Consider the following 13440-nt stretch of genomic DNA (forward strand, 5'->3'; position numbering starts at 1 on the left):
TCGGCGCCGTCTGCCGCCCGCACGTGCCGGTTCGTCTGCGCCGGCGACCGGTACACCGCAAGGTACATCGCGCAGCCTTCCTCGTCGCGGGTGATGATCAAGCGCTGGCGGTGGGGCGTTCGAAGCCGGCGGCCTCGTCCATGTCCTCGAGCGACATCCCCTTGGTCTCGGGCACGAACTTGGCGACGAAACCCAGCGACAGCAGCGCGAACACCGCATACATCCCGTAGGCGAACCCGAGCGAGAAGGTCTTCAGGCTGGGGAACGAGACGGTGATCGCCCAGTTCGCCGCCCACTGCCCCGCCGCGGCGAGCGACAGCGCCGCACCACGGATCCGGTTCGGGAACATCTCACCGAGCAGCACCCACACGACCGGGCCCCAGCTCATGCCGAAGAAGACCACGAACAGGTTGGCCGCGACCAGCGCGATGGGTCCGAGCGCACCGGTCAGATGCGGCTCCATGACCCCCTCGGCGTCGGGTACCTGGTCGGCGGCGCCGAAGCAGATCGCCATCGTGGCCAGCGTGACGGTCATGCCGATCGAGCCGGTCAGCAGCAGCGGTGTGCGCCCGACCTTGTCGATGAGCATGATCGCGACGATGGTGGTGGCGATGTTGACCACCGAGGTGAACACGCTGATCTGGAACGACTGGGATTCCTCGAAGCCGACGGCCTCCCACAGCACGTTCGAGTAGTAGAAGATCACGTTGATGCCCACCGCCTGCTGGAACACCGACAGCATCAGCCCCACCCACACGACCGGATAGAGCCCGCCCCCGGTGCGGCGCAGGTCCTTCCACGACGGCTTGGTATCGCTGCGCAGACTCTCCTCGATGCGGCCGATGGTGATCTCGAGATTGTGCGCACCGAACAGCATCGACAGCACGCGCCGGGCCTCGGAGATCTTGTGCGTGGCCACCAGGTAGCGCGGCGACTCGGGAATCGTGGAGGCCAGCACGCCGTAGACCACCGCGGGCACCACCATGGACAGGAACATCCAGCGCCACGCGTCCAGCCCGAACCACAGCGTCTCGCTCGCGCCGCCCGCGAGGTGGGCGAGCACATAGTCCACCAGCAACGCCAGGAAGATGCCGAGCACGATGGCGAGCTGCTGCAATGATCCGAGCCTGCCACGGATCCGCGCGGGCGAGGTCTCGGCGATATAGGCCGGGGCGATGACCGAGGCCACGCCGACACCGACACCGCCGATCACCCGGCCGACGACAAGAACCCAGACATCGGGAGCGAAAGCGGTGACCACGGCACTGACGAAGAACAGGACCGCGGCGATCTTCATCACCTTGAGCCTGCCGATGCGATCGGCGATCCGGCCCGCCGTCATCGCACCCGCGGCCGCGCCGAGCAGAGCCGAGGCCACCGCGAACCCGAGAACGGCGTCGGCGACATCGAATTCGGATTGGATCGCCGAGACCGCGCCGTTGATCACGGCACTGTCGAAGCCGAACAACAATCCGCCGAGCGCCGCGACGGACGCGATCCGGATCACGCGGCTACCCGAGGATCCCTCGCCGTCGGGGAGAGCGGACTGGTCGGTGAAGGGGCCTCCATCATGCATCGGCTTCGTCCTCTCCACGGCGGGCAGCATTGCCTCGCGAGTAGCGGCGTGAATCAGCTCACAGTGTGCCCCGAATGAGGTGGCATCTGCAGGAATTCACGATACCGAGCCCAGATCGCCGTGTTGCCGTTCAGGAAATGAACACCGGGTGGTCCGCATCGGCGATCGCCCGCGCGATCGCGCCGAGCAGATGGGTCTGCGCGCCGAGCATCGCGGGGCGGATACGCAACGCGGCCGCCGCCGAGGGCACCCCACGGCGATCGACCACCTGCTGGATCGAGGGGATCAGGATCGGGGCGGCCTCGGCGAGTTCGCCACCGAGGATGAGCAGTTCGGGATTGAGGACGCTGCACACCCCGGCCACGGCGGTGCCGACCTGCCTGCCGACGTCGTCGAGGACACGCACGAACGCGCGATCACCGGCGATCGCCCGGCGCACGACCTCCTCGATCGAGAGATCCCCTTCGATCGGGGCCAGCAACGAAACCACATGACGTGCCGACACCACCGTTTCCAGACACCCTCGATTGCCGCACCGGCACATCGCACCGAATTCGTCGACCGTGGTGTGCCCGACCTCGCCTGCGGTGCCGCCGAACCCGCAGTACAGGCGCCCGCCCACGATCAGCCCGGCGCCGATGCCTTCGGACAGCTTCAGATAGACCATGTCGGTCGTACCCGACCCGGCCCCCCACTGATGTTCAGCGAGCGCACCGAGATTCGCGTCGTTGTCGACGACGACACGCACCGGCAACGCCAAAGCCGTTGCGGCCAGCGCGCTCGCGTCGACCCCCACCCAGCCGGGCAGGATCGACGGTGCACCGACGCGACCCGTCGTGCGGTCGATCGGCGCGGGCAGTCCCATCGCGGCACCGACCACGCCGGCCCGCTCGATGCCCGCTTCGTCGAGCACGGTGTCCAACAGTCGACGGGCATGGTCCATGGCGTGGTCCGCCGACAAGCCGGCAGGCAGCTCGGTGTGTGTCCGCGCCACCACGTGATGGGTCAGATCGCTGATGCCGACGGTGAGGTGGCGGTACCCGAGATCCACGCCGACAACAACCCCCGACCCCCCGGTCAACCGCACGGAATTGCGTTTGCCACTGCGCTTTTCGATGCGCAGACTGCCCGCGCCCGCGAGATCACGCACGATGTTGGAGATCGTCGCGGGGGCGAGGCCGGTCGCCCTGGCGAGGTCGGCCTGGGTGGCCTGCCCCTGCCTGCGCAGCTCCTCGACCACGCGTGCCCGGTTCTGGTCCCGCAGCGCCGTCGGTGAACCGGGGCGTCGACCGTTGCGCCCGGTCATCGAGGCGCCGCACGAATTGCTGAGTCGACCATCTTCCGATTGTGCACCTTGCCCATTAGTGGTGGGGCCGGGTTGGCGTGAGGCACCGCGCGTTCATCTGGGCGACACGCACGTGGGCCGCGGGCGCGACGTCATCGGTTCGTGAAAGCCTTAGCGGCTCAAGGCGACTCGGTGGGCTTCGAGCATCAGCACGGTGAGCTCGTCGCGCTCTTTCTCGTCGAGCACGTCGAAGCAGGGTGCGATCAGTTCGTCGGTCAGTTTCTCCGCCGCCTCCCAGCGCCCTCGCACATCGTCGGTGACCGTCTCGAACGGTTCGGCCCAGCCGAGAAATTTCGCGTGGCCGGGACCGTCGTAGATCGGTGAGCCCGCGACCAGGATCGCCTGCAGCGGGGTGAGCCCGTTGGCCGTCACCGCGACCAGGTGCAGTCCGCCGCGTAGTTCGCGCAGCACATGCGTCAGCTGCAGCACCGCGGCCCGTCCGTCCTCGGGCACCGGCATCGCGCGCCACCCGGCGAACAGCGGCAACCCGGTCGAGGGTGCGGCCTCGACCACGCGCCGCAGCAACTCGGCGAGGCGGTCGGACTGTTCGAACGCGGCGAGCTTGCGCTGCCCGAAGCCGCGACACGCGAGCATGTAGTTCACCGCGGCGTCGGCGGCGGGCATCTGCACCGATTCCCACGCGGCACGGACACATCCGGGCTCGAAGAAACCGAACGCCGCGGTCACGACATCGGCGTCGACGTCACCGAGCACCCCGCCACGTCCTCGCGCGTAGGCGCCGTGGAACCCGGCCACCCCGGTCGTTTCCCCGAATGCCCTGGCCTCGCGCGAGATCATGAACGCCCCACCGAGTTCGAGTACCTGCTGTTTGACCGCTGCCGACGTCATTCGTCTGCCACCTTCCGCTGTAGTCCACTCCAGGCAGACTTTAGCGTCCAATAGCCAGATCGAACAGTCCTGCGCCGGGATAACGACCGAAATCCCATCGACCGCGGCGTCCGACCTACGCTGGATCCCATGACCAACCAACTCGTCGCGATCCTGTCCGGCGCCGGCGTCTCCACCGACAGCGGAATCCCGGACTACCGCGGACCGGCGGGCCTGTGGCAGCGCGACCCCGACGCCCAGAAACTGGTCACCTACGACTACTACATGACCGATCCCGACATCCGCCGCCGATCCTGGCTCATGCGCGGCGAACACCCCGCCTGGCGCGCACAGCCCAACCCCGCGCACGAGGCCGTCACGACGCTGGCCGCGACCGCAACGGCGGTGCGCGTGATCACCCAGAACGTCGACGGGCTGCACCAACTCGCCGGCCTGCCCGACCGCAAAGTCCTCGAACTGCACGGCAACGCCCGCACCGTGCTGTGTACCTCCTGCGATGACCGCACCACCACCGAGCAGGCCCTCGACCGCATCGCCGCGGGTGAACCCGACCCCGCCTGCCTGCGCTGCGGCGGCATCCTCAAAACCGCGACGGTCATGTTCGGCCAGGCACTCGACCCCGAGGTGCTCGGGCACGCCATGGCGATCGCGCAGGCCTGCACCGTTTTCATCGCCGTCGGCACCAGCCTGCAGGTCCAACCCGCCGCATCGCTGGCAGGAGTCGCCGCCGAGCACGGCGCGCGCCTGATCATCATCAACGCCGAACCCACCCCCTACGACACCCTCGCCGACGAGGTCATCCGCGAACCCATCGGCACCGCCCTGCCCGCCCTGCTGGCGACGCTGGCCACGACGAGCACCGAGCACCGCTAGAAACTTCGCGCCCGCCCGCACCCAGTAGGCTCGGGGCATGACCGTCGACACCGGCCTCGACAGCCGGAAGGCCTGGCTCGCAGTCGAATTCGTCGCCCTCTTCTTCGGCCTGACCGGGTTGTCCGCGCTGTTCTTGCGCGGTGTCGGCCCGCTGCCTTTCCTGCTGGCGATCACCGTCGGCATCGTGATCTACCTGCGCCGCACCGGCTTCGACCACCGCTCCTTCTGGCGAGCCGACGCGCTGCGGCCCGCCCTGCCCGGCATCCTCGCGCTCTGGGCGGTCTCGGCCATCGCTCTCACCGCCGCGGTAGCCGTGCTGCGCCCCGACTTCCTGTTCGATCTGCCCCGCGAACGTCCCCTGATCTGGCTGCTGGTCCTCGTGTTCTACCCACTGGTCAGCGTCTATCCGCAGGAACTACTCTTCCGCGCCTTCCTCTTCCACCGCTACACCCCGATCTTCGGCGACGGTCACCGCATGATCGCCGCCAGCGCCACCGCGTTCGGTTTCGCCCATTTCATCGTCGGCAACTGGATCTCGGTGCTACTGAGCGCCGCGGCGGGTGTGCTGTTCGCCATCCGGTACCGGCGAACGCGGTCGCTGCTGACCACCTCGGTAGATCACGCCCTGTACGGCATCCTGGTGTTCACTGTCGGTCTCGGCGACTTCTTCTATCACGGCGCCGCGGCTTCGTAGCGGGCTTCACCGCCCAGCCGCCAGGGCAGTTGGCCCGCGATCCCTGATGGTGAACCATCGGTGCGGCAACCTCGTATCACTGGGCAGGCCGAGCGCACGGCCGCCGGGCGATGTTCGGTACGGGCGATCAGCTCCAGAATCTCGGGAACATCAGCGGCAGTGAGTCTTTCGAGCTCAGATCGACAGCGACCCGCAACCCGGCGCCTTCCATCTGCACAAGTGTAGAACTCGGCGAGCACCGTCCACCCCGACGGCCGTACATGCCCTGTCCCGCGTATCCCAGCACTGCCGCCCGACCCGAGCGCCGTCCCCGAATATGGCGGAAAGGGGCCGCGGATTCCGTAACTGTGCACAAACTGCTGGTGAGATGGGACATGAGGAGCAAGTCGCGCGATCCGGCGGTAACGCGAATCGACCGTGGTGTTTACGGGCCCATGGCGCCTTCGCGGGCCGTCGGCCAGGTTGCCTGCCGCGACGTCGGCCCCGGTCATCGAGGGCTCAGATGCGGCAGCTCAGGCCTGTGAGGGTGGTGGTGAGTTGAGGCAGCGTTGTTGCGGCGTGGAAGGTGCCGCCGGAGAGGTGGGCGATCTCGCGGAGGGAGTCGGGGTCGGCGGGGACCCGGACTGTGGCGTGGCCGGTGATGTCCGGGACATCGACGACTCCGTCTGCGGTGCCGAGGGAGATCGTGGAGACGGGGGTGTGGAAGGTGTTCGCCTCGCGGGCTGCGGTGTACGCGCCGCGGGGTGCGTCGAGGTCTAGCGGCACCGTTTGTTTGCCGTCGGAGAGCAGGACAATCCGGCGGGGACCTGTCATGGGCGCTACGTTGTCTACAGAGTCGATGGCTTTCAGCGCGGTGAATATGCCTTCGCCGGTTGCCGTCCGCTCGGCGAGTCGCACGTTGTCGAGTGCAGTGATGAATGCGGTGCGGTTGGTTGTCGGGGTCACCTGCACCGATGCGGTGCCCGCAAAAGTCGCCAGACCGAGGTGTGTGCCCGGTGCGAGCCCCTGTGCGTATTCGGTCATCGCTTGCTTGGCGACAGCGAGTCGACTCGGCGCGACATCGGTCGCCTCCATCGACAACGACACGTCGAGCACGAACATCACGATCGCGTCGCACACCTCGGGGACCGGCACCACAGGCACGGCATTCCCGGAAGTCACCTGCCCACAACCGGAAACGACCACGGCGACGCTGACCGACAGTCCCACCATCGCGGGCCGTATCCAGGATCGAAGCACCCGGCCACGCTACCAGCGGGCGCACCACTGATCGGCCCAGAATCGGTTCTGCACCAATCGTCTTCGACCAGTCGGGAGTAGCTGTCGTGGCCGTAACGAGCGGGTGCCGGTCACACAGCAGGTGAGTGATTCGCCGATCCGGGTTGCATACTGATATCCAGCCGCCGAGTTTGATTGTTCGGTGGTCGGAGTCAGCTTGGCCAGGAGGACACAGTGACTGATTCGAGTCAGGTCATCGATACGGACCCGATGTCAGCCGCGTTCCTCGCCGACCCCTACCCGCAATACGAAAGGCTGCGCGCCGCAGGCGCATTGGTTCGGCTCGCACGCTATGACGCGTGGGCAGCCACCCAGTACGCGAGCGTGTCGGCGGTACTGCGGGATCCACAGACATTTTGCTCGTCGGCGGGGATCGGGTTGTCGAATTTCGGTACCGAAGAGCCGTGGCGGCGCTTGTCACCGCTGTCGGAGGTCGACCCGCCAGAGCATTCTCGAAGCAGAGGCGTTGTCGCGCCAGTTCTTTCACCTGCGGCGGTCAATCGACTCGCACCACGCTATCGAGCAGGAGCCGATGCGTTCGTGGCACGGTTGACCCACGGTGAGCCCTTCGACGCGATGGCCGAGTTGGCGTCGGCTTATCCGCTTGCGATGTTCACGGAGGTGTTCGGGCTACCGGCCGAACACGGCGAAGCCATGCTGCGCACCTGCCGGATCAAATGGAATCCGGGCTCGCGCGACGGTTCCGCTGATTCCGCTACGGAGGCAGCCGATCCCGATCTCGACTGGACGATGCGGCACTGCGGCGCGCACGCGTTCGCCCCAGGGGCATGGGAGCGCAGCTGCACCGCCGCGCCACGGCCGCCGGGTACACCCCACAGGAGAGCGCCTATCTCATTCGCACATTGCTCTCCGCCGGCGTCGACACCACCGCCCTCGCCATCGGAAATGTCCTGTGGTGCTTGGCGACACACCCCGACCAGTTCCAGCTGCTGCGCGCTGACCCACGCCGTATCCGAGCCACGTTCGAAGAGGCACTGCGGTTCGAATCACCTTCACCGGTGTTCTTTCGCACCACGACCCGTGAGGTCGAGGTAGCTGGTCAGATCGTGCCGGAAAATACCAAGATCATGCTGTTGCTCGGGTCGGCGAACCGTGATCCGCGCCGCTGGACGGACCCGGACCTATTTCGACATCGATCGAACGCCACTTCCCCATCTGGCCTTTGCCGCGGGAATCCACACCTGTCTGGGCATGGTGCTCGCCCGCCTCGAAGGGGCCGCGCTCCTGGAAGCCCTGGCCCGCCACGTCGCGGCGATCGAGCCCACAGACACGCCACACCGCATGATCCACAAAACGTTACGTGGCCTGCACTCTTTGCCTCTGCGACTGATCCCGGCCTGACTCAGCGCACTCACGCGTCGACTACGGCCGGGCGTACGACATAGGACGCGACGCTGCGCATCTTCTCGCAGGTTTCCTCGAATTCCCGGTCAGGCGTGGATTGTGGCACTAATCCGACACCCGCGCGCAACCAGGTTCGGCCGTCACTCTGCTGGAACAATGCCCGGATGGTCAGCGTCGCGTCGAGATTGCCCGCGGAGTCGATTGCGAGAACCGCTCCGCCGTAGGGGCCGCGCGGGCTGGACTCGAATTTGCCGATCAGCTCGAAAGCCTCGGGACGTGGTCTGCCGATCAACGTCGGGAACAACGCCATGAAGGCATCCCAGCAAGTCTGCTCCGCCGCCAGCTCGCCGCTGACCATCGAACCAATGTGCTGCACAGTCCCGCGCCTCTGCACGGCCATGTAGTCGGTGACCGCAATCGACTCCGGGCGGCAGACAGTAGCCATGTCATGGCAAGAGTTTCGTACCGCTATCGCATGCTCGAACACCTCTTTGGGGTCGTCGAGCAGGTCGGCGCCGGTCGACGCACCTGTCGAGACCGCACGCGTCCCCGCCAACGGCTGTGTGTGGACGCGCCCCTCGGCCGATACCTCCGCGATGATCTCGGGACTGAACCCGGCAGCCCGCACGCCATCGAGGTGAAGAAGGAACGATCGCGCCGGGGTGTTGTTCGCGCGGCCGAGTCGAAAGGTGGCGGGGACATCGACGTCACCGTCGATCGGCACATCGCGTGACAACACCACCTTCTGAAGGCCGCGGGCCTTGATCTCCTGCAGGACATCGGCGACAGCGGCGCGGAAATCGGCACCGGACGCTTCGAACTCGACGTCCACCGGATCACATCGCGGCGACGAATCGGGGACCGGCTCGGCGATCAGTGCGGCCAACTGGGCGACCTCGCGATCGTCGACGCCGCGCACAATTGCCTCGCCCCCGTCCACGACGACCTCAACCCGCGGAACGATCAGCTTCATGAGAGTCGCCCGCTCATCGGCCGCTGATTCGGTGTCCCCATAGGACATCTCGAACATCGCCATCCCGTAAGCGCGCCAGTCCGTGAGGGGGACCTGCGCGAGTAGTGCCGGCAACTCTGCCAGCGTGCGCCGATCACGCGCCACGGCCCGTTCGAAACCATCGATCCGAAGCGTCGAGTGCGACTGGGTGACAACGACTTCCGCGACGGCGCCAGCGGCGAAGGTCCACACCGGCGGACGTTCGTACACGACGTACTCGTCGAGCTCGACGGCTGCCGCCAAGCGGGTCATCAATCCGCATGGATCCCCTGCGAAGTCCACTATCTTGAATGCATATGCCTTGTCGCACTTCATCTTTCAAGCCTAGATGCCCGCATTCGAAGAGGAAGCAGGAAACGTGAACACCGAAGCGCACCACCGGCTCGCACAGATGATCAGAGGTGCCGCCGTCACGGCATTGCTCGGTGCGGTCGCACGGTTGCGGGTGCCTGACCACCTCGCCGACGGCCCACTGACCGCGACCGAGCTCGCACGACGCTGCGGGGCGAACCCCGACGCACTCGAGCGCACCCTTCGCGCATTGGCCAACGTCGGGGCGTTTTCTCGCATCGACGATCGCTTCGCCCTCAACGATCTCGCGGAACTGCTCCGCACAGACTCGGAGAGTACGTTGCGCAGTACCGCGATGACCGCTGTCGACCCGGCATTTTAGCAGTCATATGGCGCGGTCGAGTACACGATCCGAACCGGGCGCCCAGCCACAGACCAGGCCCTCGGGTGTGGCCTGTTCGACTATTACCGCAACCATCCAGAGCAAGCCGACACATTCAACCAATGTATGGCCGAGGGAACCCGCCACCGACTCCCCACGATCCTGGACCACCTCGATCTCGATGCGCGGGCCCACGTCGTCGACATCGGTGGAGGGACCGGCACGCTCGTTGCCGAGATTCTGCGCCGCCATCCCGGTATCACCGCAACCCTGTTCGACCTGCCCGAAGTCGTCGGCGCGGCCGCGCACGTGCTGGCTGCCACTGCCGCTGGCATCCGGCACCGCTGCACGCTTGTCGGTGGTGACTTCTTCCACGACCCGGTGCCCGCCGGCGGCGATCTCTACCTGCTCGAACGGATAATCCACGACTGGAACGACAGCGATGCCCGCCGCATCCTCGCCAATGTGCGTTCCCGGATAGTGCCAGGAACACGACTCGTACTGATCGAACACCTCGCGTCCCCCGAGGATGTGGGACACAGCCTGTATGACATCGCCATGATGGTTGTACTCGGCGGCCGCGAACGCACCATTGGGCAGTACGAAGCCCTGCTCAACCAGTCTGGATTCGAACTGCACGCGGTGACGACGACCGTTGGCTGCGCACTGATCGAAACGCGCGCCACGTAGCCGCGTCACCCGCACCCGCTGAAGTCCGGCAAGAATCCGGGTCACAGCGGGGGCGTCGATGGGCGCCACACCCGAAAGCGAGTCGGCGGGCCCTGCACCCGCTAGGACGCATCGCGCAGTGGAAGTCGGTCCGTATCTCGCCCTGCGTGGGGCTGATTTGCTATGAGCTGCTGCTGATGTGCGCCAGCAGGCCATACAGGCCCTGGATGTGCCGGATCTGGCCTCAGCGCTCATCGGAGTCTGAGGCGCCTGCGTCGGAAACCGCGGCGGCTGAGGTCTCATCGATGCCCTCGGTCCCACGGCGTCGGTCGCGCAAGACCAGCACACCCGCCGCGACCGCCCAGATCACCGCGAAAGCGACCGCGCGCATCAGGCTCCAGTTGACCATCAGCATCACGAGGGCGACGCCACCGAACAGTGTCAACAGCCGGGCGGTGCTCGTCTGAGCTTTCATCGCCAGATCATCGCACGGTCCCAGCGTTCTGCCCCGACGAGCTGTCACCACACCTCGGTCAGCGCTCGACCCGCACGACCTCGTCGCGAACAGCAGGCCGACGAGTGGCCCAAGCAAGCGCGGGCACGATCAGCAGCGCGATCCCCGCACCGAGGAACGCCAGACCCGGATAGTCGGCAAATGCCACGATGACCCCGGATCCCAGCCCACCACCCGCGCCCGCGACAGCGATCCCCACATCGACGGTGCCCTGTGTGCGAGCACGGGTGGCGACCGGCGTCGCATCCGCGATCATCGTCGTCCCCGCGACCAGCCCCAGATTCCACCCCACCCCGAGCAGCCCGAGCGCCACCGCCAGCGCCCCGACCGAACTCGGCGGGGCGAGCGCGGCCGCCAACCCCGCCGCGACCAAGGTGCCCGCGGCCGCCACGGCGACCAGCCCCGACCCGAATCGATCCACGAGCATCCCCGACAGCAGCGACGGCAGATACATCCCCGCGACATGCACCGCGATCACGAATCCCGCCGCGCCGACCCCGTGCCCATGATGCTGCATGTGGATCGGTGTCATCGTCATGACCGCGGCCATCACCAACTGGGTCACGACCATCACCGTCGTCCCGGCCACGATCGGCGCCGACCACCGTGCCGGAGTGTCCGTCACGACAACCTCGCCGGGCGGCTGCGCGATCGCGCGGGCGAGCACGAGCGGGTCCGGCCGCAACATCACCCACAGCACCAGCGCCGCCAGCACATACGCCACCCCGGACAGCACGAACGGGCCAGATAACGCCGGAATACCCCAGCTCACAGCCATATTCGACATCGGCGTCGTCAGATTCGGCCCGACCACCGCACCGACCGTCGTCGCCACCAGCACCGTGCTGATCGCGCGCGCCCGATGCGCGGGCTGCGCCAGATCAGCGCCCGCGTATCGCGCCTGCAGACTCGTCGCGGTGCCCGCCCCGTACACGATCAGCGACACGAACAGCAGCGCCAGACTTTCGGTCACCGCCGCCGCCACCACCCCGAAACTTCCCAGCGCGCCGGTCAGATAGCCCACGGTGAGGCCCGCCCGGCGCCCCGCCCGCTGCGAAATCCGGCCCACTCCGACCGCCGCCGCGGCCGACCCGATCGTGAACATCGCCGCGGGCAACCCCGCCAACCCGGTCGACCCGAGCATGTCCTGCGCCAGCAACGCACCGACGGTGATGCCCGCGGCAAGCCCCGCGCCACTGAAAATCTGCGCCGCGACCAAGACGGCCAGAGTGCGCCGTTGTACGGGGTGCTCGCTCATGAGCGTCATCATCGTGGCAAAGATGGACGCCAGTCCAGTCGTTTGGCACAGAAAGGTCCAGCGACGACAAACCGGCCTCCTCGATCGAGTTGAGGCTTCGCCGCTAGCGCAAGAAGGGGCCCAGCTTGATATTCACCCCGGACCCGACATCCTCGATCGACGTGATCGGCCAAACCCGCGCGGGCTCCATCGTCCCCGCGGCCGTGGCATAACCGACGACGTCGAGCGCCGCGGCCCCGTCGTCGTCCTGCAGAATGCCTGCCTCGGTGCGCACCCCATCGGAGAACACCACGTCGAACTCGTCAGCCATGCGATCGGCGCGCACCACCACACCGGGGAACAGATGCGAATAGTCGACGATGATCCGTCCCGGCTCAGCGCGTTCGTTCATCGACGTCCTTTCCGCGGCCGACCTCAGTGACCACACGGATCGGTGAGGTGCAGACCCTCGCCGACCTTGATCCGGCGATGCTCGGCGAGCACGATCCCCACCCCGAACAGCAAACACACACCGCTGAGGATTCCGGCGATCACCGCCCATCCGGCGAATCCGGAACCGGCGGCCGTCAGGGTGGCCGCGAGCATCACGATTCCGATTCCGACGAGGAACAGCCCCGGCCAATTGAGCGAGTCCTGAATCGACTCACCCGCGTGTGAGCGCGTCGTGCGCTCGGTATCGGGAAACTTGTGCTGATGCGGATCAACGTAGTCAGTCATGGCACGGCCTCCTTCCGACGAGAGTTCTCCGTATTCGGCGCGTACCCCCGATTCAATCGGCCAAACGGGCACCATCGTGCGGGTTGTCGCGAACGAGAACGAAGAAATACGGCTCGGGGAAATTGCGGTAGTCCATCAGGCCCATCACAGTGTCGTCGTCGACCCGGCGGAACACATCGATGATCGGCAGATGGTCGTACACCATCGCCGTCGTGACAACCCCACGATGCTCGACCGCCCGCAGCCGCGCCCGGTAGCCGCGGGCGCGCAACGCCGGTTTCAACACTGCGAGCAGACCCCGACCCCGGTCGACGATCTTGCTCGGCACCTTGCCGACCAGGCCCAACGGCACTCGTTGCGGATCAACAGCGAAAACATCGCCCGCGGGACCGCGGAACAGCAGCGGATGCACACTGTCCACACCGTCGAACTGCTTGCCGTACCACCCGGACGCGACGAGCAGACCGTCGAGCGGGTGCCCGGTGGCCAGCTCGCGGCCGTGCCACCGGCCACCGAGCTGGGTCGCCGGCACCGGCGCGAGACTGTCGAACAGGGCAAGCGCCGCCTCCCGGGAACATGCGGGTTCGAGCGCGGTGAGTTGGTCGATCGTCATGAAG

General features: G+C 66.8%; 15 protein-coding genes and 1 pseudogene. 6 read left to right on the forward strand and 10 right to left on the reverse strand.

The features are described 5' to 3' along the window. Positions 1-97 precede the first annotated feature (97 nt). From ACTWPB_RS21890 to ACTWPB_RS21900, 3 genes are all read right to left on the reverse strand, one after another. Positions 98-1576 carry a sugar porter family MFS transporter gene (locus ACTWPB_RS21890; protein ID WP_446222443.1) on the reverse strand — a complete coding sequence of 493 codons (1479 nt, stop codon included), beginning with the start codon at positions 1574-1576 and terminating at the stop codon, positions 98-100. 130 nt (positions 1577-1706) lie between these two features. After that, the gene (locus ACTWPB_RS21895; protein WP_446222444.1) at positions 1707-2882 is read right to left on the reverse strand and encodes an ROK family transcriptional regulator; all 1176 of its coding nucleotides are present in this window, start codon (positions 2880-2882) and stop codon (positions 1707-1709) included. Between the two features lie 150 nt (positions 2883-3032). After that, the gene (locus ACTWPB_RS21900; RefSeq protein WP_446222445.1) at positions 3033-3770 is read right to left on the reverse strand and encodes an SCO6745 family protein; all 738 of its coding nucleotides are present in this window, start codon (positions 3768-3770) and stop codon (positions 3033-3035) included. A 129-nt stretch (positions 3771-3899) separates the two neighbouring features. Between ACTWPB_RS21900 and ACTWPB_RS21905 the strand changes: the two genes are divergently transcribed. Both ACTWPB_RS21905 and ACTWPB_RS21910 read left to right on the forward strand, forming a co-directional pair. Then, positions 3900-4643 (forward strand): SIR2 family NAD-dependent protein deacylase, encoded by a 744-nt coding sequence (locus tag ACTWPB_RS21905; protein ID WP_446222446.1) that lies wholly within the window; start codon positions 3900-3902, stop codon positions 4641-4643. Between the two features lie 37 nt (positions 4644-4680). Then, on the forward strand, positions 4681-5337 hold the full coding sequence (locus ACTWPB_RS21910; protein WP_446222447.1) for a CPBP family intramembrane glutamic endopeptidase: 657 nt from the start codon (positions 4681-4683) through the stop codon (positions 5335-5337). Between the two features lie 498 nt (positions 5338-5835). Here the strand turns inward: ACTWPB_RS21910 and ACTWPB_RS21915 are convergent, their stop codons facing one another. Next, positions 5836-6549, reverse strand: coding sequence for a VWA domain-containing protein (locus ACTWPB_RS21915; protein WP_446222448.1), 714 nt, complete (start codon positions 6547-6549; stop codon positions 5836-5838). A gap of 854 nt (positions 6550-7403) precedes the next feature. On the opposite strand from ACTWPB_RS21915, the pseudogene ACTWPB_RS21920 reads away from it, so the two are divergent. Both ACTWPB_RS21920 and ACTWPB_RS21925 read left to right on the forward strand, forming a co-directional pair. After that, a pseudogene (locus ACTWPB_RS21920) lies at positions 7404-7706 on the forward strand (cytochrome P450); the annotation flags it as partial. A 22-nt stretch (positions 7707-7728) separates the two neighbouring features. Continuing rightward, positions 7729-7977 (forward strand): hypothetical protein, encoded by a 249-nt coding sequence (locus ACTWPB_RS21925; RefSeq protein WP_446226564.1) that lies wholly within the window; start codon positions 7729-7731, stop codon positions 7975-7977. Positions 7978-7987: 10 nt separating this feature from the next. Here ACTWPB_RS21925 and ACTWPB_RS21930 read toward each other — a convergent pair whose 3' ends face one another. Beyond that, entirely contained in the window at positions 7988-9244 is a 1257-nt protein-coding gene (locus ACTWPB_RS21930) for a salicylate synthase (protein ID WP_446222449.1), read from the reverse strand. A 76-nt stretch (positions 9245-9320) separates the two neighbouring features. Between ACTWPB_RS21930 and ACTWPB_RS21935 the strand changes: the two genes are divergently transcribed. Beyond that, on the forward strand, positions 9321-9665 hold the full coding sequence (locus ACTWPB_RS21935) for a methyltransferase family protein (protein WP_446222450.1): 345 nt from the start codon (positions 9321-9323) through the stop codon (positions 9663-9665). A gap of 72 nt (positions 9666-9737) precedes the next feature. Next, a complete protein-coding gene (locus tag ACTWPB_RS21940; RefSeq protein WP_446226439.1) occupies positions 9738-10355 on the forward strand; it encodes a methyltransferase in 618 nt (205 codons plus the stop codon). 223 nt (positions 10356-10578) lie between these two features. On the opposite strand, the gene ACTWPB_RS21945 is transcribed toward ACTWPB_RS21940, so the two are convergent. The 5 genes from ACTWPB_RS21945 to ACTWPB_RS21965 form a co-directional block, all read right to left on the reverse strand. Continuing rightward, complete coding sequence (locus ACTWPB_RS21945) at positions 10579-10809, reverse strand: hypothetical protein (RefSeq protein ID WP_446222451.1); 231 nt, start codon at positions 10807-10809, stop codon at positions 10579-10581. Positions 10810-10867: 58 nt separating this feature from the next. Next, the gene (locus ACTWPB_RS21950; protein WP_446222452.1) at positions 10868-12106 is read right to left on the reverse strand and encodes an MFS transporter; all 1239 of its coding nucleotides are present in this window, start codon (positions 12104-12106) and stop codon (positions 10868-10870) included. A 103-nt stretch (positions 12107-12209) separates the two neighbouring features. Next, positions 12210-12497 (reverse strand): hypothetical protein, encoded by a 288-nt coding sequence (locus tag ACTWPB_RS21955; RefSeq protein ID WP_446222453.1) that lies wholly within the window; start codon positions 12495-12497, stop codon positions 12210-12212. A 23-nt stretch (positions 12498-12520) separates the two neighbouring features. Further along, positions 12521-12823, reverse strand: coding sequence for a hypothetical protein (locus ACTWPB_RS21960; protein ID WP_446222454.1), 303 nt, complete (start codon positions 12821-12823; stop codon positions 12521-12523). A 52-nt stretch (positions 12824-12875) separates the two neighbouring features. Then, complete coding sequence (locus tag ACTWPB_RS21965) at positions 12876-13436, reverse strand: DUF4334 domain-containing protein (RefSeq protein ID WP_446222455.1); 561 nt, start codon at positions 13434-13436, stop codon at positions 12876-12878. Positions 13437-13440: the final 4 nt, after the last annotated feature.

Source organism: Nocardia sp. IBHARD005, from assembly GCF_052814245.1.

Coding starts and splice junctions, on each gene's coding strand:
- ACTWPB_RS21890 (WP_446222443.1), bottom strand. CDS start 1,576: ATGCATGATGGAGGCCCCTTCACCGACCAGTCCGCTCTCCCCGACGGC.
- ACTWPB_RS21895 (WP_446222444.1), bottom strand. CDS start 2,882: ATGACCGGGCGCAACGGTCGACGCCCCGGTTCACCGACGGCGCTGCGG.
- ACTWPB_RS21900 (WP_446222445.1), bottom strand. CDS start 3,770: ATGACGTCGGCAGCGGTCAAACAGCAGGTACTCGAACTCGGTGGGGCG.
- ACTWPB_RS21905 (WP_446222446.1), top strand. CDS start 3,900: ATGACCAACCAACTCGTCGCGATCCTGTCCGGCGCCGGCGTCTCCACC.
- ACTWPB_RS21910 (WP_446222447.1), top strand. CDS start 4,681: ATGACCGTCGACACCGGCCTCGACAGCCGGAAGGCCTGGCTCGCAGTC.
- ACTWPB_RS21915 (WP_446222448.1), bottom strand. CDS start 6,549: ATGGTGGGACTGTCGGTCAGCGTCGCCGTGGTCGTTTCCGGTTGTGGG.
- ACTWPB_RS21930 (WP_446222449.1), bottom strand. CDS start 9,244: ATGACCCGCTTGGCGGCAGCCGTCGAGCTCGACGAGTACGTCGTGTAC.
- ACTWPB_RS21935 (WP_446222450.1), top strand. CDS start 9,321: ATGCCCGCATTCGAAGAGGAAGCAGGAAACGTGAACACCGAAGCGCAC.
- ACTWPB_RS21945 (WP_446222451.1), bottom strand. CDS start 10,809: ATGAAAGCTCAGACGAGCACCGCCCGGCTGTTGACACTGTTCGGTGGC.
- ACTWPB_RS21950 (WP_446222452.1), bottom strand. CDS start 12,106: ATGAGCGAGCACCCCGTACAACGGCGCACTCTGGCCGTCTTGGTCGCG.
- ACTWPB_RS21955 (WP_446222453.1), bottom strand. CDS start 12,497: ATGAACGAACGCGCTGAGCCGGGACGGATCATCGTCGACTATTCGCAT.
- ACTWPB_RS21960 (WP_446222454.1), bottom strand. CDS start 12,823: ATGACTGACTACGTTGATCCGCATCAGCACAAGTTTCCCGATACCGAG.
- ACTWPB_RS21965 (WP_446222455.1), bottom strand. CDS start 13,436: ATGACGATCGACCAACTCACCGCGCTCGAACCCGCATGTTCCCGGGAG.